The 24,280-nt window shown below is 39.2% G+C and carries 23 protein-coding genes; 9 read left to right on the plus strand and 14 right to left on the minus strand.

Features of this window, described 5'->3' with window-relative positions:
* Positions 1 to 26: 26 nt before the first annotated feature.
* Positions 27 to 1,304 carry a pyrimidine-nucleoside phosphorylase gene (locus ACVRZ8_RS08580; RefSeq protein ID WP_447448905.1) on the minus strand — a complete coding sequence of 426 codons (1,278 nt, stop codon included), beginning with the start codon at positions 1,302 to 1,304 and terminating at the stop codon, positions 27 to 29.
* Complete coding sequence (locus ACVRZ8_RS08585; protein WP_447448906.1) at positions 1,301 to 1,891, minus strand: class I SAM-dependent methyltransferase; 591 nt, start codon at positions 1,889 to 1,891, stop codon at positions 1,301 to 1,303. Before ACVRZ8_RS08585 ends, ACVRZ8_RS08580 begins: the two co-directional genes overlap by 4 nt.
* A 113-nt stretch (positions 1,892 to 2,004) precedes the next feature.
* Here ACVRZ8_RS08585 and coaA point away from each other — a divergent pair, with 113 nt between their 5' ends.
* Complete coding sequence (gene coaA, locus ACVRZ8_RS08590; RefSeq protein ID WP_447448907.1) at positions 2,005 to 2,925, plus strand: type I pantothenate kinase; 921 nt, start codon at positions 2,005 to 2,007, stop codon at positions 2,923 to 2,925.
* Between the two features lie 91 nt (positions 2,926 to 3,016).
* Entirely contained in the window at positions 3,017 to 3,265 is a 249-nt protein-coding gene (gene rpsT, locus ACVRZ8_RS08595) for a 30S ribosomal protein S20 (protein ID WP_447448908.1), read from the plus strand.
* Between the two features lie 77 nt (positions 3,266 to 3,342).
* On the opposite strand, the gene ACVRZ8_RS08600 is transcribed toward rpsT, so the two are convergent.
* The 3 genes from ACVRZ8_RS08600 to ACVRZ8_RS08610 all read right to left on the minus strand — a co-directional run bounded on the left by ACVRZ8_RS08600 (position 3,343) and on the right by ACVRZ8_RS08610 (position 7,446).
* Positions 3,343 to 4,824 (minus strand): sensor histidine kinase, encoded by a 1,482-nt coding sequence (locus ACVRZ8_RS08600; RefSeq protein ID WP_447448909.1) that lies wholly within the window; start codon positions 4,822 to 4,824, stop codon positions 3,343 to 3,345.
* Positions 4,811 to 5,488 carry a response regulator transcription factor gene (locus ACVRZ8_RS08605; protein WP_447448910.1) on the minus strand — a complete coding sequence of 226 codons (678 nt, stop codon included), beginning with the start codon at positions 5,486 to 5,488 and terminating at the stop codon, positions 4,811 to 4,813. The genes ACVRZ8_RS08600 and ACVRZ8_RS08605 overlap by 14 nt, the downstream gene beginning before the upstream one ends.
* Before the next feature lie 287 nt (positions 5,489 to 5,775).
* Positions 5,776 to 7,446 carry a formate--tetrahydrofolate ligase gene (locus ACVRZ8_RS08610; RefSeq protein ID WP_447448911.1) on the minus strand — a complete coding sequence of 557 codons (1,671 nt, stop codon included), beginning with the start codon at positions 7,444 to 7,446 and terminating at the stop codon, positions 5,776 to 5,778.
* Between the two features lie 517 nt (positions 7,447 to 7,963).
* Here ACVRZ8_RS08610 and ACVRZ8_RS08615 point away from each other — a divergent pair.
* The 7 genes from ACVRZ8_RS08615 (at position 7,964) to ACVRZ8_RS08645 (ending at position 13,547) form a co-directional block, all read left to right on the plus strand.
* On the plus strand, positions 7,964 to 8,734 hold the full coding sequence (locus ACVRZ8_RS08615; protein ID WP_447448912.1) for a polyphosphate polymerase domain-containing protein: 771 nt from the start codon (positions 7,964 to 7,966) through the stop codon (positions 8,732 to 8,734).
* An 11-nt stretch (positions 8,735 to 8,745) separates the two neighbouring features.
* Positions 8,746 to 9,432, plus strand: coding sequence for a DUF4956 domain-containing protein (locus ACVRZ8_RS08620; RefSeq protein ID WP_447448913.1), 687 nt, complete (start codon positions 8,746 to 8,748; stop codon positions 9,430 to 9,432).
* Between the two features lie 118 nt (positions 9,433 to 9,550).
* Entirely contained in the window at positions 9,551 to 10,234 is a 684-nt protein-coding gene (locus ACVRZ8_RS08625; RefSeq protein WP_447448914.1) for a phosphopantothenate--cysteine ligase, read from the plus strand.
* Positions 10,227 to 10,784, plus strand: a complete 558-nt coding sequence (gene coaC, locus ACVRZ8_RS08630) for a phosphopantothenoylcysteine decarboxylase (protein ID WP_447448915.1) — start codon at positions 10,227 to 10,229, stop codon at positions 10,782 to 10,784. The genes ACVRZ8_RS08625 and coaC overlap by 8 nt, the downstream gene beginning before the upstream one ends.
* 88 nt (positions 10,785 to 10,872) lie before the next feature.
* Positions 10,873 to 11,442 carry an ECF transporter S component gene (locus ACVRZ8_RS08635; RefSeq protein WP_447448916.1) on the plus strand — a complete coding sequence of 190 codons (570 nt, stop codon included), beginning with the start codon at positions 10,873 to 10,875 and terminating at the stop codon, positions 11,440 to 11,442.
* 84 nt (positions 11,443 to 11,526) lie between these two features.
* Positions 11,527 to 13,242, plus strand: coding sequence for a phospho-sugar mutase (locus ACVRZ8_RS08640; RefSeq protein ID WP_447448917.1), 1,716 nt, complete (start codon positions 11,527 to 11,529; stop codon positions 13,240 to 13,242).
* Positions 13,243 to 13,259: 17 nt separating this feature from the next.
* Positions 13,260 to 13,547, plus strand: a complete 288-nt coding sequence (locus tag ACVRZ8_RS08645; RefSeq protein WP_447448918.1) for a hypothetical protein — start codon at positions 13,260 to 13,262, stop codon at positions 13,545 to 13,547.
* Positions 13,548 to 14,123: 576 nt separating this feature from the next.
* Here ACVRZ8_RS08645 and ACVRZ8_RS08650 read toward each other — a convergent pair.
* From ACVRZ8_RS08650 to prfA, 9 genes are all read right to left on the minus strand, one after another.
* On the minus strand, positions 14,124 to 15,860 hold the full coding sequence (locus ACVRZ8_RS08650; protein WP_447448920.1) for an ABC transporter ATP-binding protein: 1,737 nt from the start codon (positions 15,858 to 15,860) through the stop codon (positions 14,124 to 14,126).
* Complete coding sequence (locus ACVRZ8_RS08655; RefSeq protein ID WP_447448921.1) at positions 15,857 to 17,584, minus strand: ABC transporter ATP-binding protein; 1,728 nt, start codon at positions 17,582 to 17,584, stop codon at positions 15,857 to 15,859. Before ACVRZ8_RS08655 ends, ACVRZ8_RS08650 begins: the two co-directional genes overlap by 4 nt.
* 11 nt (positions 17,585 to 17,595) lie before the next feature.
* Positions 17,596 to 18,207: a lysozyme family protein gene (locus ACVRZ8_RS08660; RefSeq protein ID WP_447448923.1), complete on the minus strand. Its 612-nt coding sequence runs from the start codon at positions 18,205 to 18,207 to the stop codon at positions 17,596 to 17,598.
* Positions 18,207 to 19,184, minus strand: a complete 978-nt coding sequence (locus ACVRZ8_RS08665; RefSeq protein ID WP_447448924.1) for a nucleoid-associated protein — start codon at positions 19,182 to 19,184, stop codon at positions 18,207 to 18,209. Before ACVRZ8_RS08665 ends, ACVRZ8_RS08660 begins: the two co-directional genes overlap by 1 nt.
* Before the next feature lies 1 nt (position 19,185).
* Positions 19,186 to 20,439: a serine hydroxymethyltransferase gene (gene glyA, locus ACVRZ8_RS08670; RefSeq protein WP_447448925.1), complete on the minus strand. Its 1,254-nt coding sequence runs from the start codon at positions 20,437 to 20,439 to the stop codon at positions 19,186 to 19,188.
* Between the two features lie 265 nt (positions 20,440 to 20,704).
* Entirely contained in the window at positions 20,705 to 21,544 is an 840-nt protein-coding gene (locus tag ACVRZ8_RS08675; protein ID WP_447448926.1) for a hypothetical protein, read from the minus strand.
* A gap of 202 nt (positions 21,545 to 21,746) precedes the next feature.
* Positions 21,747 to 22,355, minus strand: a complete 609-nt coding sequence (locus tag ACVRZ8_RS08680; protein WP_447448927.1) for an L-threonylcarbamoyladenylate synthase — start codon at positions 22,353 to 22,355, stop codon at positions 21,747 to 21,749.
* Positions 22,348 to 23,178: a peptide chain release factor N(5)-glutamine methyltransferase gene (prmC, locus tag ACVRZ8_RS08685; protein ID WP_447448928.1), complete on the minus strand. Its 831-nt coding sequence runs from the start codon at positions 23,176 to 23,178 to the stop codon at positions 22,348 to 22,350. Before prmC ends, ACVRZ8_RS08680 begins: the two co-directional genes overlap by 8 nt.
* Positions 23,178 to 24,257 (minus strand): peptide chain release factor 1, encoded by a 1,080-nt coding sequence (prfA, locus tag ACVRZ8_RS08690; RefSeq protein ID WP_447448929.1) that lies wholly within the window; start codon positions 24,255 to 24,257, stop codon positions 23,178 to 23,180. Before prfA ends, prmC begins: the two co-directional genes overlap by 1 nt.
* Between the last annotated feature and the right edge of the window lie 23 nt (positions 24,258 to 24,280).

Consider the following 24,280-nt stretch of genomic DNA (forward strand, 5'->3'; position numbering starts at 1 on the left):
ACTCCATTTCTAATTACCAAAGACACCTATGAAATCACCGTTAAGATTTCTTTAGGTTTTAAACATACATTGTTTATAATAACATAATTTTCAAATTCTGTAATCATTTTTTGGCTTAATTTTTCATTAGAAAAAATCGTCGCAACTGTGTCTCCAACAGCTACCTCATCTCCTACCTTTTTGTCAAAAACGATGCCCGTTTCATAATCCAGTTCTTCACCCTTAACCGCCCGGCCAGCTCCAAGTTTCATGGCATATTTTCCGATAGTCATAGCCGGAAGCTCCGAGATATAGCCAGATTTTTTAGCAATGATTTTGGTTGCAAAAGCTGCGTTGCTGTCACGATAAAGGTCAGTGAGATCACCACCTTGAGCAGTCACTAACGCTTCAAATTTCGCAAGTGCTTTGCCTCCGATTAGATGTTCCTTAATTAATTGTAAACTCACTTGCTTCTCCGCCAGAGATAAAAGAAGCTGCGCTAAATCAATAATAAAGTCGGTCAAATCAGCTCTGCCTTTACCTCTCATAACATCTAAAGCTTCTAAAATCTCAAGCCGATTGCCCACCGCACGTCCTAAAGGCTGACTCATATCTGTGATAACGGCAACGGTCTCTCGGCCAACTGCTCTTCCCAAGTCAACCATAGTTTTTGACAGCTTTTCTGCATCAGCCAGATTTTTCATAAAAGCTCCCTGACCAACTGTCACATCCAGCAAAATTTTATCGGCGCCAGCCGCAATTTTCTTGGACATGACTGAGCTTGCAATTAGCGGAATAGAATCTACTGTCGCCGTTACATCACGCAAAGCATAGAGAAGTTTATCAGCTTTAACTAGATGTTCGGATTGACCGATTAAAGCAATACCAATGGTTTTAACCTGCTGAATAAATTCTTCCTTGGTTCGCTCTATTTGATAGCCTTTGATAGCTTCTAATTTATCAAGAGTACCGCCAGTATGTCCTAGACCACGACCGCTCATTTTAGCCACAGGTACACCAAAACTGGCCAACAAAGGCATCAAAATCAAGGTCACCTTGTCGCCAACACCACCAGTTGAATGCTTATCAACCTTGATTCCTGGAATACTTGAGAGATCATATTCTTCGCCGGACTTAACCATCTCATTTGTCAAATCATGAGTTTCCCGCAAAGACATCCCCTGATAATAGATGGCCATTGTCAAGGCCGACATTTGATAGTCTGGAATTGTTCCAGCCACATAGCCTTGAATAAGGTAGGCAATCTCCTCTGCAGAGAGCTCTGCACCATCACGTTTTTTCTCAATTAAATCAACTGTTCTCATAGTTTTTCACTCTGGATAATATAATAGCCCTTATCTTTTTTTATAATGGCTGCATTGCCAAAGACCGACTCCATCTTAGCCTTGGCAGACGGTGCTCCTTGTTTTTTTTGGATGACAATTGTCAAACTGCCTTTCGGATTAAGAAAATTAATAGACTTTTCAATAATCTCATGAACGACTTGTTTGCCTGCACGAATTGGAGGGTTTGAGATAATATAATCAAAAGTTCCCGTTACTTGATTGTAGATGTTAGACTGATAAATATCAGCCTTAACATCATTTCGTTCAGCATTCTTCTTGGCAAGTTCAACAGCTCTGCTATTAATATCAACCATAGTCGAATGAACCCTTTGAACTTTGGACAATGAAATCCCCAGCGGACCATAGCCGCAGCCGACATCAAGCAAGCTTTTCCCTTTTTTCAAATCAAGAGCGTTCAAAAGCACTTGACTGCCATAATCAACCATTTTTTTTGAAAAAACACCTGCATCTGTGTAAAAACGAAAATCCTGTCCCAAGAGCGTTACAGATAAATCATGAATATCATGATCAGCGTCCGGATTTTCAGCATAATACATTTTTGACATTTTATTACTCTTTTCCTATCAGACTCTTTGTTTATTTTACCATAGGAACAACTTTTCTTCTAGAGGTCTGAAAATGGTTCCAAAATACAGAATTTTCATGCTATAATAGTGACATGTTGAATGAATTTATTAATTTTGATCTTATTTCAAGAAGCGATTGGCAGCGTCTGCACCAAAAAACGACACCTCTGTTAACTGAAAAAGAACTGGAGGCTATCCGCAGCCTTAACGATAAGATTTCCATACAAGATGTCAATGATATCTATCTTTCTTTGATTAATCTGATTCGTATCTATAAAAAAACAGCCGAAGATCTAAGCTTTTCCAAATCGATTTTTCTGCAAAAAAACAGTCAATTCCGACCTTTTATCATTGGTATATCGGGATCTGTTGCAGTGGGAAAGTCAACAACAAGCCGGCTCCTGCAGCTTCTTTTAACCCGAACATTTAAAAATAGCAAGGTCAAGTTAGTCACAACAGATGGCTTTCTCTATCCTAATAAGACTTTAATTGAACAGGGGATTCTCAACCGTAAAGGTTTTCCCGAGAGCTATGATATGCCTCGTCTCATTAATTTTTTGGATACTGTTAAAAATGGCGAAGCCACTGAAATCCCAATCTATTCGCATGAAATTTATGACATTGTTCCTAATCATACTGAACGCATTGACAGCCCTGACTTCTTAATTGTTGAAGGAATTAACGTTTTTCAAAATCCTCATAATCAGCGTCTCTATATCAACGATTACTATGATTTCTCGCTTTACATTGATGCAGAGATTTCCGATATTGAAACTTGGTATTTGGAGCGCTTTATCAAACTTCTCAAAATTGCTGAACGGGATACCCAAAACTACTATCACCGCTTTACACAGATTGGCCAAGAAGAGGCATTAGCTATTGCCAGAGATACTTGGAACAATATTAACCTTCTCAATCTAAAAAAATATATTGAACCGACCAGAAACCGTGCCGACGTTATTCTCCATAAAGCTGGTGACCATAAAATTGATAAGATTTATCTCAAAAAATAAACAAAAAAGACAAGCTCTTTATTTCTGTAAAGTTAAAGAAAAAACTTGCCAAGCCCAATAAAATGTCATATAATAGTGAAGTTAGATTAATTTGGAGGTAAAAACATTGGCAAACATCAAATCAGCTATTAAACGCGCTGAACTCAACGTTAAACAAAACGAAAATAATTCAGCTCAAAAATCAGCTATGCGTACTGCTATCAAAGCTTACGAAGCTAACCCAACTGAAGAAGCATTCCGCACTGTCTCTTCAGTTATTGATAAAGCCGCTTCTAAGGGTTTGATTCATAAAAATAAAGCAAGCCGCGATAAAGCACGTCTTGCAGCTAAACTTGGCTAATTAAAGCTCCTTTTAAGGAGTTTTTTTCTATATTAGTTAAAAAAACAGCTGTTCTCATTTAACAGCCGTTTTTTAATTTATAATCTTACTTCAAAAATCGTTCCTTTTGGTATATTGTCTTTAACGGTAATCTTTCCTTTCAAGGAATCTACTATCTGCTGAGCCAATGACAAACCTAGTCCAAAACCTCCTGTTTGCCTAGTTCTTGCTTTATCAACACGATAGAAACGATCAAAAATTTTCTTTTTGTTAACATCCGATATTCCAGGACCATTATCCTTGACCGTCAAAAATAGATTGCGATCAGTTGTTGTCACTTCAAAACTAATTTCTCCATCATCATCGGTATATTTAATTGCATTATCAAAAAGAATGGTCATAACCTGCTTGAGCAAGGTTTTATCCGTAGTTACCTTACGAGTTACTTGATTAGTCCCAATAAATGTTTTTTCATTTTCCTCAGCAATCATACTGTAATTTTCAAAAGTTTCATCAAAGAACTCAGGACCGATTTCTTCCAATTCAGGGGTAATACCGTCGTCACGACGTGCCAGGTTGAGCAGATTGGTAGTCAAAATTCGCATATTGCGCACTTCATCCAAACTGGAAGCAATATTTTCTGAATTATCAAGAATAGTTGATTCTGGTTTACGAAACAATGTTTCCAATCGATTTTGTAAAACTGCAAGAGGCGTTCTCAGTTCATGACTGGCGTTTTCAACGAAGGACTTCTGTTTTTCGTAGCTTTCTTGAATCGGACGACGGCTCCATTTAGCAAGATACATACTAGCTGCAATAGACACAATCCAAAAAGTTAGCATCACAACAAGAACAATTTTGACATAACGCTGACTAGCTTCTTCTAATTGAGTCGTATTAATAGCGATGGTCACATAAGCCGCTTCAGGATAAAGATTGCTATCAACAGGCACTGTAATGTAATGATATGTCTCTGACTGACTGAACATACTATTAGCTGTCTCTTCCAAAACAAGGCCTGTTTTATCCAAATTCACTTTCAAATTACGGAGACTAGAGTAGCTGTCAATGGTATTTAAAATGTTGCCATCTGCATCCATGACAATGACATTGGTATTGGCAGCCATGGAAAAATCTTCCGCAGGCGCTCCGACATCTATTCTTTTTCCCTTACTGCTGCTGGTTTCTGTACTGCTTGAATCAGGATTAGAGGAAGCATCAGTATTTTGTTCAGGCGCTTTATTATCATCAACTGTTGCTGAAGAGCTGCTAGAGCTAGAGGATAAACTGTCATTTGTTGTCGAATTCTCTGACGAAGAGGTATTGCCTCCTCCCAAGCTGAGAGCATAAGTAATGGACTTCTCCGCAGACATGGTCATATTAACATAGGAATCAGCATTGGCTACTGCATTTTTTAAGCTGTTATTTACACTAGCATAAACACCATATTGCATGACTTGCAAAATTAAGACAGTCATGATCAAAAAGATTCCTGTAAAAGTTGCAAAAAAATGAATAAAAGAGTTGAAGTCTTCTGACATCAACTTCTTTTTTAATCCATGAAGTTTATGATTCATCATTTTTTAGGATATACCCCACACTACGTAATGTTTGCATATTGGCCACAAAGTCAGTCCCTTTGAGTTTCTTGCGGATTTTTGAAACATAAACCTCAACCACCGAGATGGTCGTGTCTGAATCAAACCCCCAGATGCGGTCAAAAATTTGTGATTTTGGCAAGATAACATTTTGATTTTGCAGGAAATAAACCAAAAGATCAAACTCTTTTCCCAGAAGCTCTACTTCCTTATTATCAACTAGGGTGGTATTAGTGGCAAGGTTCACTGTCACATTACCGTAAGAAAGTTGATTTTCATTAAATTTACCTGCTCTTTTGAGGAGGGCTTGGATACGCATCTTCAGCTCTTCTAAATAGAAAGGTTTTGTCAAATAATCGTCTGCACCCAGCTCAAAGCCATGCCCTTTATCATCAAGACCGTCTTTGGCTGTCATAATGAGAACTGGTGTCGAAACGCCTTTTTCACGAAGCTCTTTTAAAACTTCGAAACCATTTTTCTCTGGCAGCATGAGATCTAAAAGAATCAAGTCATACACACCGCTTTCAGCCTCATAGAGACCTTCTTCTCCATCAAAAACTTGCATAACATCCGCAAAGTCATCCAAAAAGTCAAATACAGAATTGGAAAGACTAAGGTCGTCTTCAACCAAAAGAATTTTAATCATGATTATCTCCTTATTTTTAGAAGGCTAAACCTTCTTTTCGTACAAAATAGTATATATCTACAGTCTTATAAAACAATAGTCAGGCCGTATAAGCCCGCTGTCAAACCAGCTTTAATCAAAGTATAAATGGCAAAAGGATGGATAAGATATTTTTTCATTAGTCATTCTCTCTTTCTGTCATTTTTCTTATTCTATCAAACCAGCCTTAATTATTCCTAAAATAAATTTGTTTAACCAAACTTTTTTTTAGTTTTATAAAAGGCCGAGCAAGCTCGACCTTGGTAGAATTAAAATAATCCAATTGCTGTCCCGTCTTCTGCAACGTCCATATTAAGCGCAGCTGGTTTTTTGGGTAAACCAGGCATAGTCATAACATTGCCTGTCAATGCAACAATAAAGCCCGCACCTGTCTTGGGAACAAATTCACGGATAGTGATTTCAAAATCACTCGGAGCACCTAAAAGCGACTGATTATCAGAGAAGCTGTATTGGGTCTTAGCCATACAAATTGGTAGTTTATCCCAGCCATTAGCAACAAATTGTTTCATCTGTGTCTGAGCTTTAGCTGAAAAAGTCACAGAACTGCCGCCGTAGATTTCTTTGACAATTGTTTCTACTTTTTCTTCAATAGAAGCAACATCCTTATAAAGACGTTTATAATGCGCTTCTTGAGTTTCTACTGTATTCACCAAAGTATGAGCCAAATCAAGTCCGCCATCTGCACCTTTTTCCCAAACACTGGCTAACTCAACTGGCACATCAATGCTGGCACAAAGATCTTTGAGAGCTGCAATTTCAGCTTCAGTATCAGAAACAAACTCATTAATCGCGACAATAGCTGGAATACCAAATTTACGAATATTTTCAACATGACGTTCTAGGTTGGCAAAACCAGCTTTAACTGCTTGGATATTTTCTTCAGAAAGATTATCCTTTGCAACACCGCCATGCATTTTGAGCGCACGCAGGGTTGCGACAATAATAACAGCATTTGGTGTCGTTGGCAGGTTTGGCGTCTTAATATCAAGGAATTTCTCAGCACCAAGATCTGCACCGAAACCAGCTTCCGTAACAGTATAATCCGCCAAGCGCAGAGCTGTTGCTGTCGCAAGAACCGAGTTGCAGCCGTGAGCAATATTGGCAAAAGGCCCGCCATGAACAAGGGCTGGCGTACCATAGATAGTCTGTACCAGATTTGGCTTAATAGCGTCCTTAAGAATGAGAGTCAGCGCTCCTTCAACCTTCAAGTCACGCACATAAACCGGTGTACGGTCATAGCGGTAAGCTACCACGATATTGGCCAAACGTTTCTTCAAATCATTAATATCTGTCGCCAGACAAAGGATAGCCATAATTTCGCTGGCTACGGTGATGTCAAAACCATCCTCGCGAGGAATACCGTTAACTGGACTGCCCAGACCAACCGTAACATGACGAAGAGCACGGTCATTTAAATCGACCACACGCTTCCAGATGATGCGTCGTTGATCAATGCCAAGTTCATTGCCTTGGTGCAAATGATTGTCAATCAACGCTGAAAGGGCATTGTTAGCTGTCGTAATAGCATGCATATCCCCTGTAAAATGAAGGTTAATATCTTCCATAGGAAGAACTTGTGCATAACCACCGCCTGCAGCGCCGCCTTTAATCCCCATAACAGGACCAAGTGATGGTTCTCGTAAGGCAATCATGGTTTTCTTGCCAATTTTATTAAGCGCATCAGCTAGGCCAATCGTCACCGTTGATTTACCCTCACCCGCAGGGGTCGGATTAATAGCTGTAACCAGAATTAATTTCCCTGGTTTATTGTTCTTGATACTATCAATCTTGTCAAAAGACAGCTTAGCCTTATATTTGCCATAGAGTTCTAAATCATCAAAGTCAATGCCAACTTTGTCAACAACTTCTGTAATTGGTTTAAGTTTAACACTTTGAGCGATTTCGATATCTGATTTCATGAAGGACTCCTCTTAAATTAAGTTATATCATTTTTTATTATAGCAAAGCAAAAGAAAAAACGCACTATTTTTATCTATTAAATAAATAATGTTCGGAAATTGGCGATTTTCGAAGTTGAGATAAAAGTACCTAGGATAGTCATATAAATAGCCGCAACAGTTTGACGCAGTGGTTGGGAGAAATCGATTTCTGCGAAATCCCGATTTTTTATACGTAATCTTCACGATTACACTCTTCTGTGGGTGATTGCACAGCAATCATGTCTGTCCTACTCTCTTTTTCACTGAGTGGTATCTCTTATAGTTGATTTCCAAGTGTTTGACTGTCACCATTCAAGAATTGATACAAAACGATTTTAAAAAGTCATTCAAACTGCCTGTAAAGCTTTCGTCAAATTTGCAATAGCTTCTAAAATCTAATTTAATGTTTTCGTAAGAAATGCTTGTTATTCTTAAAAACATAAAAGAACCTTTTAATATTCAAAGAACATTTAACAAAACAAGGAGTAATCTTACCATGGCTAAAGCATTAGAGACTAATTTTAAACGCATCGAAACAAAATATATAGTGGCTAAGGATCAACTGAAAGATCTAATAACAGATCTCAAAAATTATCTGGTTGAGGATGATTATCCTACATCAACGATTACCAATATCTATTTTGACAATCAAAATTTCGAAGTTATCAAGGACTCCATCGCCCATAATTATAATCGCGAAAAAATTCGTATGCGAACCTATATTGCAAATCCTCAGTTAGACAGCAAGGTCTTTTTGGAAATTAAGAAGAAAGACAGCCAAGGTATTGGTCATAAGTACCGCTTGGTTTCAAATCCTCTATCGGTTACTAAACTTGTAACCCAAGGCATTGCAGACAAGCATATTTCCGATCCTGATCTTGTTGAGGAAATTCACAGTCTGCGCAATCGCTATAAAAATCTTGAACCTCGTATGTTCATCTATTACGACCGCTACTCTCTAAAGGAAAAACACACTATTAAAGGCTATCCTTATACAAAAATACGGGTTACGATTGATCAAAACCTTACTTATCGCGATAATAATGTTACGATGTTTGATGGCAACTCTGGTCAGCCGCTTTTAGATGACAGTCATGTCGTTATGGAAATTAAAGCCCCAGGCGAAAAACCTGTATGGCTTCAGACTGTTCTTGATAAATATGGTATCAAAGAATGCAAATTCTCTAAGTACAGCACTGCTTACCATAAATCACAGGGGCTTCCTATTGAGCATACCACTATCGAACCTGCTTTTGAACGCATATAAGAAAGGAACTTATGTCATCAACTTTATTTAATTCGGTTTTTTCCAATAATACAGCGACGGTCAATGCTAGCATGCTGTTATTATCTATATTGGTCAGCCTTATCCTAGGCGTATGTCTATCTTGGGTTTATAAATACCGCACTTTATATACACGTGAATTTGTCGTGACTTTGACTCTTCTACCTAGTCTCATTACTTTGGTTATCTTTCTGGTTAATGGCAATCTTGGTACCAGTGTTGCTGTCGCGGGAACATTTAGTCTAATTCGTTTTCGTTCGGCCACTAGCGGCTCACGAGAGCTATTAGCTATTTTTCTATCTATGATTATTGGCTTGGCTTCAGGAATGGGCTACCTTGTTTTAGCCACTGCCTTTACCCTCTTACTTTTGCTTCTTTGGTTCGGACTTGAGAATACCAAAGCCATTACAGACAGCCAAACGCGCCGTCTCCTAACTATAACGGCTGCCCAACAGGAAGATATAGAAGCAAAATTGCTTACTGTCTTTCAAAATCTCTGTACAAGTTATGAGTTAATCTCTATTGCTAGCAATAAGCAGGGCGCTGAAATAAAACTCGTCTATGAAGCTGATCTTAAGACAGATGTGAATGACTTTCAGCTTAATCAGACTCTTTTAAGAAGTGTTGGCAATCTTGACGTTGCCATTACCAAAAAAGCCAAGAAGAAAAAGAATCTCTAAATTAAAGAGACAGTCTCTCGGTCTACCCAACTGAGAGATTTTTTATGGCTTATTGAGATAGGGTCTTTCAATTGTCACAATCGTTTACAAAAATAGGAGAATTTTGTACAATACTGCTATGAAAATTTTGATAACATCAGGCGGAACTTCCGAAGCCATCGATGCCGTTCGTGCAATTACTAATAAGTCTACTGGCTCTCTTGGAAAAACAATAGCCGAGCTTTTTTTAAAAAATGGACACGAAGTAACCTTACTCACTACCAAATCAGCACTTAAACCAGCTGCTCATCCCAAATTAACTGTTTATGAAATAAGCAATGTGGCTTCTCTATTAGAAACTTTGAAGCCCTTGACCCGAAGTCACGATGTGCTTATTCATAGCATGGCAGTCTCTGACTACACTCCTGTTTATATGACTGATATGGCCGAACTTGAAGCAACCAATCATCCAGCTCAGCTATTATCCAAAAAAAATACTGAAAGTAAAATTTCATCAGAAGCAGACTATCAAGTTCTTTTTCTCAAAAAAACACCTAAAATAATTAGTCAGGTCAAATCTTGGAATCCTGACATCTGTCTCGTAGGTTTCAAGCTTTTGGTGGATGTTGCGCATGATGAACTGATAACTGTTGCACGTCAGAGCCTGCGTAAAAATCAGGCTGATTATATTTTAGCTAATGATTTGAGAGAGGTGCAGTCTTATCAGCATGTGGGCTACCTCGTGTCTGAAACAGAAGAAATCAAGGCCGAAACGAAAGATGCTATTGCTAGACTGATATTAGAAAGGGTAACGCATGACTAAACGTATTTTATTAGCTGTTTCTGGATCAATTTCTGCCTACAAAGCTGCAGACCTGACCAGCCAATTGAAAAAATGCGGGTATGATATTCACGTGCTTATGACCGAAAAGGCTCAGGCTTTCATCACTCCCTTAACTTTGCAAGTCCTATCTAAAAATACGGTACATACTGATGTCATGGTAGAAAATTCAGCTGATCGTATTAATCATATTGAGCTTGGTAAGCAAGCTGATCTCTTTATTCTTGCACCAGCTTCTGCCAATACTATAGCTAAATTAGCCAACGGTTTTGCAGACAACATGGTAACAGCTACCGCACTGGCTCTGCCAGCAGATCTGCCCAAATTTATCGCACCAGCAATGAATACAAAAATGTATGACAACCCTATAACGCAGCGTAATATAAACACTTTAAAAGAGGTCGGCTATCAAATTATTGAGCCAAAATCCAGTCTGCTCGCCTGTGGTGATATTGGCCGCGGCGCTTTGGCTGATTTGGAAATTCTTTTACAAACGATTCAGGAAAATCTGCAAGACACCAAAATATTATAAAAAATGCTTGCTAAGACACTCATTAGCCTTTATAATGAAAAGGTTGACTTTTTGAAAAATTCTTTCTAGCATTCATCAGGAGAACGACATGAAAAATAACAAGTCTTCCAATCTTTCTACTATCGCTATTTTCTTTGCTGTTATGCTCATTATTCATGTTCTTAGCAGCATTCTTTTTAGTATCTGGCTGGTTCCTATTAAACCTACCTTAGTTCACATTCCTGTCATTGTTGCCTCTATTATTTACGGACCGCGTATTGGCGGTATTTTAGGCGGAATCATGGGGATTATCAGTGTGGTAACAAACACTTTGGTACTTTTGCCTACCAGCTATCTTTTTTCACCCTTTGTTGAAAATGGAAATATAGCTTCACTAATCATTGCCATTGTCCCAAGGATATTGATTGGGATTGTTCCTTATTTTGTTTATAAATGGCTGCGCTCTAAAACGGGGCTCCTTATTGCCGGTGCGGTCGGCTCCCTGACCAATACCGTCTTCGTCATCACAGGTATTTTCATCTTCTTTTCAAGTGTTTACGGAAATAACATTCAAACCATGTTAGCTTCTGTTATCACTGCCAACTCTTTAGCAGAGTTAGTCATCTCGGCTGTACTTATCTCTGTTATTGTTCCTGTTATTGAAAGACTGAAAAAATAATCCGAAAATCATGGCTTCCCATGATTTTTTTTTTTATCTATGGTATAATGAAAGCGGTTAAAAAAATTACATTAGGAGGAATCTATGTCATATCAAGAAAATTATCAAAAATGGGTAGATTTTGCAGACCTGCCAGACTATCTCCGCCAAGAATTGGTTAGCATGGATGAAAAAAACAAAGAAGATGCTTTCTATACCAATCTTGAATTTGGTACAGCGGGTATGCGTGGCTACATTGGTGCTGGTACAAATCGTATTAACATCTATGTTGTCCGTCAAGCAACCGAAGGTTTAGCAAAATTGATTGAAACCAAAGGCGATGCGGTTAAAAAACGCGGTGTTGCCATTGCTTATGACTCACGTCACTTCTCTCCTGAATTCGCCTTTGAATCTGCACAGGTTTTAGCAGCTCATGGTATTAAGGCTTATGTCTTTGAAAGCCTTCGTCCAACTCCTGAACTATCATTTGCCGTACGTCATTTAGGAACTTTTGCAGGTATCATGGTAACAGCCAGTCATAATCCTGCACCTTTTAATGGTTACAAAGTTTATGGTGAAGACGGTGGCCAAATGCCTCCTGCTGACGCTGATGCTCTTACAGACTTTATTCGTGCCATCAACGATCCATTTTCAATTGCGTTAGCTGATTTGGAAGAAGGCAAAGCTTCTGGATTGATTGAAGTTATCGGCGAAGCTGTTGATGTTGAATATCTTAAGGAAGTTAAAGATGTTAATATTAACCAAAAATTGATTGATGACTATGGCAAGGACATGAAGATTGTCTACACACCACTTCATGGTACTGGTGAAATGCTAGCACGTCGTGCGCTTGCTCAAGCTGGTTTTGATTCCGTTCAAGTGGTTGAAGCACAAGCTGTTCCCGATGCCGACTTTTCAACCGTTAAATCACCAAATCCAGAAAATCAAGAAGCTTTCCGTTTGGCTGAAGAATTAGGACGCGAGGTTGATGCTGATGTCCTTGTAGCCACTGACCCAGATGCTGACCGTCTCGGCGTTGAAATTCGTCAACCTGATGGTTCTTATCTCAACCTTTCTGGTAACCAAATCGGTGCTATCATTGCTAAATATATTCTTGAAGCACACAAAACAGCTGGGACACTTCCTACCAATGCTGCGCTTTGCAAATCTATCGTATCAACTGAGTTAGTGACTAAGATTGCTGAAAGTTATGGCGCAACCATGTTCAATGTTTTGACAGGTTTCAAATTTATCGCTGAAAAGATTCAAGAATTTGAAGAAAAACACAACCATACTTACCTATTTGGTTTCGAAGAAAGCTTCGGCTACCTTATCAAACCATTCGTTCGTGACAAAGATGCTGTTCAAGCCGTTCTCATTGTTGCTGAAATTGCAGCCTACTACCGCTCACGCGGTTTAACACTGGCTGATGGTATTGATGAAATTTACAAGGAATATGGCTACTTCGCTGAAAAGACTATCTCTGTTACTCTGTCAGGTGTTGATGGTGCCGCTGAAATCAAGAAAATCATGGATAAATTCCGTGACAATGGACCAAAACAATTTAATGCAACAGATATCGTTAAATTAGAAGACTTCCAAGCTCAAACAGCTACAACTGCTGCTGGTGTTGAAAAATTGACAACCCCACCAAGCAATGTATTAAAATATACCTTGACTGACGATTGCTGGATTGCTGTGCGACCATCAGGAACTGAGCCAAAAATCAAATTCTATATTGCAACAGTTGGAGCTGATCTCGCCGATGCAGAAAATAAAATTGCTGCAATCGAAAACGAAATCAATGATTTCGTTAAATAACTAAAAAAGCTGATTTCATGAATTTTCTGACAAGTATTTATATCATTTTTGCCATTTTGTTTATCTGGGCAGGAATTGGGTACTTAGTATTTTTAGCAGGAAAATCTCTTCTAAAATCCAGACTAGCCTCACGTCCGCTGACCAGAAAACAGCTGCTAACTGAATATTATGCTGCTGCTGCTTTTCCTGCTGTTTTCTTCTATTTTGGCGGACCGATTGGATTCTACTTAGCCAAGAAGAAATTCGTCTCCGAATGGAAAGCTGTCATAGAAAAGAAAATGGATAAAGAAGGTATTAAGTACTAAAAAAGAGAGTGAGACAAAACTAGGGATTTCTACGAAATCCCTAGTTTTTAGTTGCTGACCTGAAACAGTCCAGTGGACTGTTTTTGACACTTGCTTTGTAAGTTTTATTTCCCACCCCAGACCTTTTTAACCCACCCCCGCACAGATTAGATTAGGGATTGATATGAACTAACGTTCATGGGATTAGATAGCCTCCAATAGTCCCCCAACTGTTGGAGCTATCACTTGCGTAATTGAACACGAGCTACGAGCTGTGTCAAAAAGATAGTTTCGCCTAGAGTCTTGTGACTCTTCGTCAAAACTCCTATTTTGCCTTTGCTCGTAAACACTCTTTGTATCTTGTCAATTGAACACGAGCTGCGAGCTGTGTCAAAAAGATGATCTCGCCCGGTACCGCTTAACGACTCATTGGTGAAATACCTATTTTGACTTTATCTGCGAACACTCTTTGTATCTTGTCTAGCAAGGGATAAGAATATCCAAATACTGCGTCTTACAAGTAAAATGACACCAAAAAAGGAATTGGGTACTTTGTCCCAGATCTTTTTTTAGTGTCTCAATTTCTAAATATCAAAACTATGTTTGTGCTGTCTGCATATCATAATAAACGCCCTGAGCAGCCATAAGTTGGTCATGATTGCCATATTCGACTATATTTCCATCTACCATGACCAAGATGACATCCGCATTTTCAATAGTAGACAGACGATGGGCAATGATAAAACTCGTTCTGCCCTGCATGAGTTTACCGAATGCATCTTGAATCAAAGCTTCTGTCCGGGTATCAATGGATGATGTCGCTTCATCTAAGATTAGAATCTTGGGAGATTTAACAAAAATTCTGGCAATGGTTAGGAGCTGACGCTGACCCTGAGACAGAGAAGAACCTGCATCAGCTAAATAAGTATCGTATCCTTGAGGTAACTGCTTAATGAAAAAATCAGCGTTAGCTGCCTTAGCAGCAGCTATCACTTCTTCTCTTGTAGCTTGTGGATACCCATAAGCTATATTATCATGAACTGTAGCTGCTTTTAGCCAGGTTTCTTGCAAAACCATTCCAATTTGCGAGCGCAGAGACTCACGGCTATAGTGATTAATAGGTACACCATCTAATAAAATCTGCCCGCTGTCTAATTCGTAAAACCGCATGAGTAAATTAATCAAAGTAGATTTTCCTGCACCTGTTGGTCCTACAATGGCCACCTTACTAGCAGCCGGAATCTCTAAATTTAGATTTTTGATGAGAGGATGTCCTTTTTGATAGCCAAAATTGACCTGTTCAAAACGAAAGCTTCCCTGAAGATCTGATTCCTTCAGCTCTGCTTGACCAGTCTCTGTCAGCTCATCTTGATCTAAAATCATATAAAGGCGTTCAGCACAGGCAAGAGCGCTCTGCAATTCTGAAAGAACCGAAGAAATATCATTAAAAGGCTTGGTATACTGAGTCACATAGTTGAGAAAGGTGGTCAGCTGCCCCACCGTAAAGTTGGCACCTGTCATAATACGGTAGGCTCCAAATCCAGCCATTAAGGCATAGATCAGAGCATTAACAAAACGCGTAGCCGGATTAACCGTAGATGAGTAAAAGATAGCTCCCTGCGAATAATGAGCATACTCAGCATTTGTTTTTTGAAAATTAGCCATAACCTGCTCTTGAGCATTGAGACTCTGGATGAGACTTTCTTGTGAGATGCTCTCCTCAATCAACTGAGTTTGCAGACCTCGAGTCCGCGTTTGATTTTGATAAAGATGATAGCTGCGCTGTGCAATAAAACGAGCTACCACTAAAGACAGAGGAGTCATTATCAAAACCAGTAACATCATAAGTAAATCAATCTCACCCATGGTAACAATAGTAACTAAAATGGTCAATACACCAACAAAAAATTGATTAAATACCATAAGCAAACCATTGTTGAGCTGGTCACTGTCTGTTGTAATACGGCTGACCAAGTCTCCTATCCCCTGCCTATCTAAATAAGCAAGTGGCAGATGATGAACTTTTTCCAGCACACGGTCACGTAATTGCTGACTATAGCCATAAACCAAACGATTGTAAATCAATGGATTCAGCCATTGAACAAGAGTATTGATTGCAACTGTCAAAACCATCTTTCCCATAATAGGCAGCAATAAATGACTAGCATCAGCTTTCAGCACAGCATCCACAGCATTCCCAATCAAAACAGGCAGATAGATGGTTAGGGCCACTTGGATAACCGTGCCAGCCGCTGCAAATCCAAAGAGCAGGCGATTCTGAAGCAGATCTTTGCTTAGACGTCTCATGGTTGAGTGATTATCTCTTGCTTTCATGCCTGCTCCTTTCTAGCTTGAGAATGGTGGATTTCTTGGTAAATAGCAGAGCTCTTTAGCAATTCTTGATGAGTTCCAAGGGCTACTTGATGCCCTTTATCTAACACTAAAATTTTTTCAGCCGTCAGCAAACTTTTGGTACGCTGAGAAATCAGAACAAGACTGGTAGACGAAAGTTCCGTCTTGATAGCTTTAAGCAAGCGGCTCTCAGTCAAATAATCCAGAGCAGAGGTTGAATCATCTAAAATCAATAAAGGGCTGCGATGCAAGACTGCACGTGCAATGGTCAAACGCTGACGCTGACCACCAGAGAAATTGCGGCCAAAACTGTCTACAGAACTGTCTAAGCCCTCTTCCTTTTCACGAACAAAATCTGCCGCTTGAGCAATAGCTAAAGCCCACCAAAGGTCTTCATCACTAGCAGAATAACGCAAGCCCAAAGTCAAATTAGATCGAACAGTTCCCTTAAAGAGCTCTGCTTTTTGAGGCACATAAGCCACCCATGAGCGCCACTCCTTAAGACTAAGAGGGCTTTTATGCTTCTGGTAAATTGTCAAAGAACCAGACTGAGGGCTGTACAGATGCATGAGCAACTGAGCCAAGGTTGACTTCCCAGAACCAGTCCCTCCAATAACACCTAAAGTCTGTCCCTGTTCTAAACTGATATTCAAATTCTCCAAAGCTGGTCGGCTAGCTGACGGATAGGTAAAGTTCAGATTTTCGATGAGCATTGTCTTATCATCTTCTCTTTTTGATAATGGCAGAGCAGCATTTAGATCCTCATCAGCCAAATCAAAGACAGCTGTAATCCGCCTAGCACTGATAAAACTCTGATTGAGCGAGGTCAAAAGCATTGCCAATTTGAGCAGCTCCGTTAAGATTTGCAAAAGGTAATTAACCAAGGCAATCAAGCTCCCTTGTGACAAATGACCAAGCTGAATTTGACTATTGCCCTGCCAAATGACTAGAATCAATGTCGTATTGACCACTAAATAGGTCAACGGACTAATCATACTAGCAAAAACTCCAGTCTTCATCTGCCAATCTTTCAAGTTTTTATTAACGGTCTTAATATCAGTCAGCTCTGCTGCTTCTTGATTAAAGGCTCGAATAACTCTCATACCTTCTAGCTGCTGACGGCTGATCTGTACCAACTGATCCGTTATCTGACGAAGCTTCTGATAAAGAGGATTAAATAAACGGCTGGTTATATAGATGATTAGGCTCAGCATTGCCACCATTAAAAGAAAATAAAGGGTTAACGGCGGACTGATGAGAAAAGCCATAATGATGGCACCAAAAACAATAATAGGAGCTCGCAAAAACAGGCGCAGAAATTGATTGATTCCTGTTTGTATCTGAAAAGTATCTCCAGTCAAACGTGCCACTAAACTCGATGTCCCCAACTCGTCTCGTTTTTCTTTGGGCAGGCGCATGATTTTAGTAAACAAATCCTCTGTTAATTCTTTAGTATAGCCAACAGCTGCTTTAGAAGAATAATATTGAGCAGTAATGGCAACCAGAACTCCAAAAAAGGCTAAAATAAAAAGCAGAAAAATCATCATTAACAGATGGTTTTCTGATTTATTTGGAATAACCTGGTCAACTATTTGAGCAATAATAATTGGGACAAGCAGTTCAAAACTGGCTTCAATCAGCTTAAAGAGAGGGCCTAGAAAGGTCTCACGCAGATAATGTTTAAAATAAGAAAACAATGCTTTCATCGTTCAACTTTCTATAGGGAAGAAAAAACTCGAATCAAAAAGAGATTGAACTTGACTTCCATTGCATAATAACTATTACCGCCATTAGTATAGAGCTTGCCGCCTCCATAAATAAGAGCAATAGGATGATAATAAATATAACTTTTACCTGTTTTATTACCTAGGCTGGGAGCCACAACATCGCGTGAATACTCCTCTGCCAGCTTAACAGTATTTTTAGAACCATGTTTAGCAACATAAGAGATATAAGCAGTTCCAAAATTATAAGCCTGCACAGCAGTCCAAGCATCAACACCTGATTTATTTGCTAAGCTCAGGTTTTCAGAGAGAACCGAGACACCCTGCTGGATGCTGGATTTGGAATCAGTGATTGTATTGGTTGCACCGGATGAACTCTCGCTGGACTGCATGACATCTTCGGATTCTCCTTTAGTTTCTGTATAAATCATTGCCAAAACTAATTTTTTATTGGTTGTGGAATAGGCGTTATTTTCCTTTAACACCTCTTCTACCAAAGGTTCATACGTCATGACCTGCTGGACATTCTGATGAATATGGTAAATATGATAGGCCACAAAAAGCAATACAAGTGCAATTATGAGGCGTCTGATAATTTTAAACATTACTTATTGGTGATATCCTCAATATTTTTTATAAGAATGGAATAAGTTCCATCCGAATTTTGAATGAATTCTACCGACTCAGCATCCTGATAAATTTGATTGGGAACGATAAGCTCAATACCATTGGACAGAGAAAGTTTTTGACTTTCCAGTTTTTTGACTTGACGGGAAGCATCAATATCAGCCACAGAAACAGGCTCAGGAATCGCTTCTTTCAATTCATCAACAAAAGTTAATCTAGCCGTTAAATTTTGATCAAAGAGCTGATCTGCCAGTTTTTCAGGCGACAATTCCTGATCAGTCTCTAAATTATTGAAAATAGCTGATTTCATTTTAGACTGAAAAGCAAAGTCATCCTGATTGAAATTTTCAGCAATCTTTTTAGCAGTATCCTCAACCATTTTGATAGACTTCTTAACGGATTGCTCAGGCTGAACCTGCAAGAGATTTTCTGAAAAATAGTTAGCAAAACTGCCATTGTGCTTGATACGTTTTTCGATCAGGTAATACTGGCGATTGGCTTTGTTAATAATCAGAGCTTCATCTGGTGTTTGAGCTGCAGACGGCAGATTATTCTGTGTAAGTTTGATTGGATTATCATTATTGCCTGCTATATGTGTCAGGCTGTCTTTTAAGGCAATACGCAAAAAAGCAAAATATTCCTGACCATCCTTATCAAATTGAATAAAAACAAGATCGTTAGTCTTTTGGTTTTCAGAAATAACAAATTCTTCTTTCCAAAGCTGCGCAATCACTGCAGAAGACTCCATCAGATTATCTGATAAATGACCGACAAAGATATTGTCTTCAGAAAAGGTACCGCGCTTGGCTTCATCTGAGAAAACTTTAGCTATTTTCTTACGAAAGTATTCATCTAAGCGAGGCGTCAGCTCAACTGGCTCAGTCGCTAATATCAAGTCAGTATCATTCGGTGAAAACTGGTGAATAATAACTTGTTTTAAGTATAAATCTATCATCTTAGTCATAAAGCGGGAATGCATCAGTTATGGCTTTGATTTCCTGACGAACTTCCTTAAGCACAGCTTCATTGTCATGATTTTCAAGTGTTTTGACCATGAGTTCTGCAATTTGGCGGGATTCTTCAACACCAATACCACGGCTGGCAATAGCTGCGCCGCCAATACGGATACCAGAAGTTTTAAATGGTGATAGCGTTTCAAATGGAATAGAGTTCTTATTGAGAGTAATATTGACTTCTTCAAGAATATTTTGGGCAACCTTACCATTTTCAACAACTTTAGTCACATCAACAAGGAAGACATGATTATCTGTCCCACCGGAAATGACACGGAAATTTTGATGCTGATTGAAAACCTCTGCCATAGCTTTTGTATTGGCTACAACATTTTTTGCATATTCCTTGAAAGCTGGATCAAGTGCCTCTTTAAAGGCAACAGCTTTACCTGCAATAACATGCATGAGAGGACCGCCTTGCAGTCCAGGAAAGACTGCTGAATTGATTTTTTTAGCAATAGTTTCATCATTGGTCAAAATGAGACCGCCGCGCGGACCGCGAAGGGTTTTATGGGTAGTTGTTGTTGTGATATGCGCATAAGGAACGGGACTAGGATGCTGTCCACCAGCTACAAGCCCTGCAATATGCGCCATATCAACAACTAAATAAGCATTGACAGCATCAGCAATTTCACGGAATTTCTTAAAATCAATAATACGAGAATAAGCTGACGCTCCTGCCATAATCAGCTTAGGCTGAACTTCTTTAGCTAAAGAAAGGATAGCATCATAATCCAAAACTTCTGTTTTCTTATCAACTGGGTAAGAAATAAAGTTATATGTTTTACCAGAAAATGAGACAGGAGAACCATGTGTCAAATGACCGCCAGCCGCCAAATCCATACCAAGCACAGTATCGCCTGGTTGAATAAGAGCCATATAGGCTGCTGCATTAGCCTGCGAACCTGAGTGAGCTTGGACATTGGCAAATTGTGCTCCAAAGAGTTCTTTGGCACGTTCAATAGCCAAATTTTCCACCACATCAACACAATCTGTTCCGCCATAATAACGTTTGCCAGGATAGCCTTCGGCGTATTTATTAGTCAAAAGCGTTCCTTGAGCCGCCATAACTGCTTTAGAAACGATATTTTCAGAGGCGATTAATTCAATATTATTTTGTTGGCGAATTTCTTCGGCATGAACTGCTTCCCAAAGTTCTGGATCAAATGCTTCATAGTTGTCTTTGTCAAAAATCATTGTTTTCTCCTTAGTTGCTTAGGTTGGTTTTTAGTTGAATCGTATGGTTGTTTATAGTATTTTTATATTAAAAAACAGTACTAAAACACCACTTTTTCTTAAAAATCATCCTCATCTATTTTACTAAATTTTATCAAAAAAGGCGACAGGCAAATCAAATTAAATCATCTAAAATCTATCGGAAATGATTGTCAGACAGCAACTTTGTTAAAACAAAAATAAAAGAGAGTTCTTACTTCTCTCTTTATTCTGAACTAATTTGACCTCAGTCTGAGTCCTGCTCTTGATCTGTTTGATTCAATTCATCATTTGAGGTATGATTGTCCGAACTTTTTCCATCATAACTATCCGAATATCCCATAACTTCTGCAAGCATGTCGTCTGTTACTTTATTATCTTTAAAACTGGTCGTAAGGGCATTTTGAGCTGTTTCAAACTGGTTATATAGATCTGACGCCTTTTCAGTATAGGTCGCATAAGCAGCTGAATAGTTCTCTTTTAGTGTTTTCAGCGATTCCAAATCACTTAGAAGTTTTGCTTTTTCATCATCTGTCAAACTGGATGTTTTGATTTCCTGTTTCAAATCTGTGATGCCGTCCGTATTGATATCTGATAAGGAGCCATTGGTAATATCACTATCAAGTTTATTCCAAATTGTACGACGCGCTGCGATAAGATTAGTAAATTCTGTATCAAGACCTTCCAAATTATCCGTATAAAGCTTATCAATCTGTGTCTGCAAATCATTAACTTTTTCAATTTGATCTTTTGATTTATCCAAAGCTTCTAAAAATGTCTTTTTATCGGCAGAAGACAGACTTGAATCATTGACTGTTTTCTTCCACTCATCATAAGTCATGGCAGTCTCTTTCTCATATGAAAAATCATCGTCTTGTTCATATGTTAGATCATCAGCTTCTGTTTCCATACTATAAGCCATGTCCATATGGTCATAGCCTTCATGAGCAAAATGGGCTCCTACCGCAATTCCTGCGCCTCCAACGGCTAATAGAGCTGCGCTGAAGAGAAGTGTTTTTTTCCAATTTCTAGTCACAGCAGTCTTTGCCTTACTAAAGTTCTCTTTTAAACGTTCTTTAGTTGTCATGTATGCTACCTCTATCTTTTTGATATTATCAGTATAGAGTTTTTAAAGAAGAACTTCTTGGCTATTCCAAGGAAAATCTGTGGCAAGAATGTGGCAAAAAGCAAAGTCCAGTAAACTAATTTCAGATTCTTTATCTTTATTTTAAAACAGGCTGGCAATAGTAATATCGCCAGCCTGCTCAAAAACCTTGTGTCCTTTCTTGCTATTGTATGTCAAATGATAAATCAGATACTGCCTTTTGCAGGCATTCCTTTGTAATTGCTCCCTGTCTTAAGATACGAGCGGGTTCCGTTGATAAATCCAAAATCGTCGAATCTTGGCCTGTCAACGCTTGATCGTCTGGATAACCTAATAGCTTTTCATCAAAATCGGCTTGGATAGAAGCAAATTTTCTTCCGCTGCCTTGTCCCGAAAGATTAGCTGACGGCCCGATTAAAGGGCCTGTTTGAGCAATAATTTTTTGAGTAATAGGATGATTAGGCAGACGAAAACCGATGGTTGAACAACTGGAATTTAGCCATTTAGGTACCTGTTCATTTGCTTTTAAAATAATGGTTAAAGGTCCTGGTAAAAATGCGTCGAATAACTGCTTTAAATAAAATGGCTGTTCTTTCGAATAGTTTAACAGATCCTGATAGCAACTGACATTTAAGTTCATAGCTTTGTCTCTGGGACGGTGTTTGAGCTGATAAACTCGATTTACAGCTTCTTCATCTAAAGCTTTGGCAAAAAGACCATAAACCGTCTCTGTTGGTAATATGACTGCTCTGCCATTTTCAATTTCATCAATCAACTGTCTTACATCAGCCATTATCCATCACAACCATTCTATCCTTCCCCAACATATCCTTAAGAACCCGAATGCGCTTTTTAGGAAAATGCTGAGCCAAAAGGCGGGTTAACCCTTTCCCTTGCTTGTAGCCTATTTCAAAGTAAAGTTTGCCTCTTTGAGTCAGATATTGCTGCGCCTCTTCAGCAATACGTCGATAAACAGCAAAGCCATTTTCTTCTGCAAAGAGTGCCAAATGCGGCTCATACTTGAGAACATTTTTGCCAACTTCATTCTTGTCATCAAAAGCAATGTAAGGCGGATTAGAGACAATGATATCAAATTGACCTTGTAACTGGTTAAAGACATCGGATTGAACAAGACTCACTTCTAATCCGCAAGCGCTGGCATTTTCCTTGGCCAAGCTCAATGCAGCTGCAGAAACGTCTGTTGCTGTCACTTGCCAATTTGAACGAGCTTGCTTAAGGGCTAATGCAATCGCTCCGCTGCCCGTTCCAATATCTAAAACTGATCGATTCGCTCTGCTATTTTCCGCCAAGATTAGAGTCACCAGCTCCTCAGTTTCAGGTCGAGGAATAAGCACACGTTCATCTACCTTAAGTTTGAGGTCCGAAAAATAGGCATAGCCTGTAATATACTGAGCAGGAAAATGATTCTTGAGCTGTTCAAAAATACTGGCAATCAGCTGCTCATCTTCCGACGAAACCTGCTGCCGCTGAAGCAGAACAAAGTCTGTTGCTGTCCAATTTTTGAGCTCTTTAAGGACATAAGTAAGAGCCTGAGCTTCTTCACCAACAGCTTCCAATTCAGCCCCAAGCTCCGCCAATAATTGCGCATAAGTCATTATTTGTTAAGCTCTTCCAATTTTTGTGTTTGATCATAAAGAACAAGGGCAGCAATCACTTCATCTAACTTGCCAGATAAAATCGTATCCAATTTTTGCAAGGTCAAGCCAATTCGATGATCGGTCACACGATTCTGCGGAAAATTATAAGTACGGATACGTTCTGAACGATCACCTGTACCAACAGTTGATTTGCGCTCTGCATCCTGTTCCTCTTGAGCAATTTGGGCAAAATGATCCGCAACACGCGCACGGATAATTTTGATAGCCTTATCACGGTTCTTTTGCTGGGTACGCTCTTCTTGCATTTCAACTTTTATTCCTGTGGGAATGTGCACCATCCGCACAGCTGTCGCCACCTTATTGACATTTTGTCCGCCGGCACCAGAAGCATGATAAATATCAACACGCAAGTCTTTAGGGTCAATATCATACTCAACTTCTTCTACTTCTGGCATGACAAGCACTGTTGCCGTTGAGGTATGCACACGCCCTTGACTTTCTGTCACTGGAACCCGCTGCACACGGTGAGCACCTGACTCATACTTAAGCTTGGAGTAAACTGACTGCCCTGAAACCATAGCAACCACCTCTTTGATACCGCCAACACCATTATAGGAAGCTTCCATGACTTCAAAGCGCCAGCCTTGGCTTTCCGCATATTTTTGATACATCTGTAAAAGGTCACCTGCAAAAAGTGCCGCTTCATCGCCGCCTGCAGCTCCGCGAATTTCTAAAATGATATTTTTGTCATCGTTAGGATCTTTAGGAAGAAGCAGGATTTTCAATTTCTCCTCATACTCTTCTTTGGCTGCCTTAGATTCTTTGAGTTCCTCTTTGGCCATTTCTTCCAAATCAGGATCGCCACCAGCTTCTTTTATCATGTCTTCTGCATCTGCGATATTTTGGATAATCTGCTTATATTCACGATAAACAGTCACGGTCTCACGTGTGTTTGCCTCTTCTCGTGACAATTCCATAAAACGCTTGGTATCTGAAACTACATCAGGGTCTGACAGCAGCTCTCCCAACTCTTCATAACGGTCTTCTACTGCTTGTAATTGATCGTAAATATTCATTCTTTTAAGTACTTCTCCTTTTG

It is taken from the genome of Streptococcus dentiloxodontae, assembly GCF_053206925.1.

Coding starts and splice junctions, on each gene's coding strand:
- ACVRZ8_RS08580 (WP_447448905.1), bottom strand. CDS start 1,304: ATGAGAACAGTTGATTTAATTGAGAAAAAACGTGATGGTGCAGAGCTC.
- ACVRZ8_RS08585 (WP_447448906.1), bottom strand. CDS start 1,891: ATGTCAAAAATGTATTATGCTGAAAATCCGGACGCTGATCATGATATT.
- coaA (WP_447448907.1), top strand. CDS start 2,005: ATGTTGAATGAATTTATTAATTTTGATCTTATTTCAAGAAGCGATTGG.
- ACVRZ8_RS08600 (WP_447448909.1), bottom strand. CDS start 4,824: ATGATGAATCATAAACTTCATGGATTAAAAAAGAAGTTGATGTCAGAA.
- ACVRZ8_RS08605 (WP_447448910.1), bottom strand. CDS start 5,488: ATGATTAAAATTCTTTTGGTTGAAGACGACCTTAGTCTTTCCAATTCT.
- ACVRZ8_RS08610 (WP_447448911.1), bottom strand. CDS start 7,446: ATGAAATCAGATATCGAAATCGCTCAAAGTGTTAAACTTAAACCAATT.
- ACVRZ8_RS08615 (WP_447448912.1), top strand. CDS start 7,964: ATGGCTAAAGCATTAGAGACTAATTTTAAACGCATCGAAACAAAATAT.
- ACVRZ8_RS08620 (WP_447448913.1), top strand. CDS start 8,746: ATGTCATCAACTTTATTTAATTCGGTTTTTTCCAATAATACAGCGACG.
- ACVRZ8_RS08625 (WP_447448914.1), top strand. CDS start 9,551: ATGAAAATTTTGATAACATCAGGCGGAACTTCCGAAGCCATCGATGCC.
- coaC (WP_447448915.1), top strand. CDS start 10,227: ATGACTAAACGTATTTTATTAGCTGTTTCTGGATCAATTTCTGCCTAC.
- ACVRZ8_RS08635 (WP_447448916.1), top strand. CDS start 10,873: ATGAAAAATAACAAGTCTTCCAATCTTTCTACTATCGCTATTTTCTTT.
- ACVRZ8_RS08640 (WP_447448917.1), top strand. CDS start 11,527: ATGTCATATCAAGAAAATTATCAAAAATGGGTAGATTTTGCAGACCTG.
- ACVRZ8_RS08645 (WP_447448918.1), top strand. CDS start 13,260: ATGAATTTTCTGACAAGTATTTATATCATTTTTGCCATTTTGTTTATC.
- ACVRZ8_RS08650 (WP_447448920.1), bottom strand. CDS start 15,860: ATGAAAGCAAGAGATAATCACTCAACCATGAGACGTCTAAGCAAAGAT.
- ACVRZ8_RS08655 (WP_447448921.1), bottom strand. CDS start 17,584: ATGAAAGCATTGTTTTCTTATTTTAAACATTATCTGCGTGAGACCTTT.
- ACVRZ8_RS08660 (WP_447448923.1), bottom strand. CDS start 18,207: ATGTTTAAAATTATCAGACGCCTCATAATTGCACTTGTATTGCTTTTT.
- ACVRZ8_RS08665 (WP_447448924.1), bottom strand. CDS start 19,184: ATGATAGATTTATACTTAAAACAAGTTATTATTCACCAGTTTTCACCG.
- glyA (WP_447448925.1), bottom strand. CDS start 20,439: ATGATTTTTGACAAAGACAACTATGAAGCATTTGATCCAGAACTTTGG.
- ACVRZ8_RS08675 (WP_447448926.1), bottom strand. CDS start 21,544: ATGACAACTAAAGAACGTTTAAAAGAGAACTTTAGTAAGGCAAAGACT.
- ACVRZ8_RS08680 (WP_447448927.1), bottom strand. CDS start 22,355: ATGGCTGATGTAAGACAGTTGATTGATGAAATTGAAAATGGCAGAGCA.
- prmC (WP_447448928.1), bottom strand. CDS start 23,178: ATGACTTATGCGCAATTATTGGCGGAGCTTGGGGCTGAATTGGAAGCT.
- prfA (WP_447448929.1), bottom strand. CDS start 24,257: ATGAATATTTACGATCAATTACAAGCAGTAGAAGACCGTTATGAAGAG.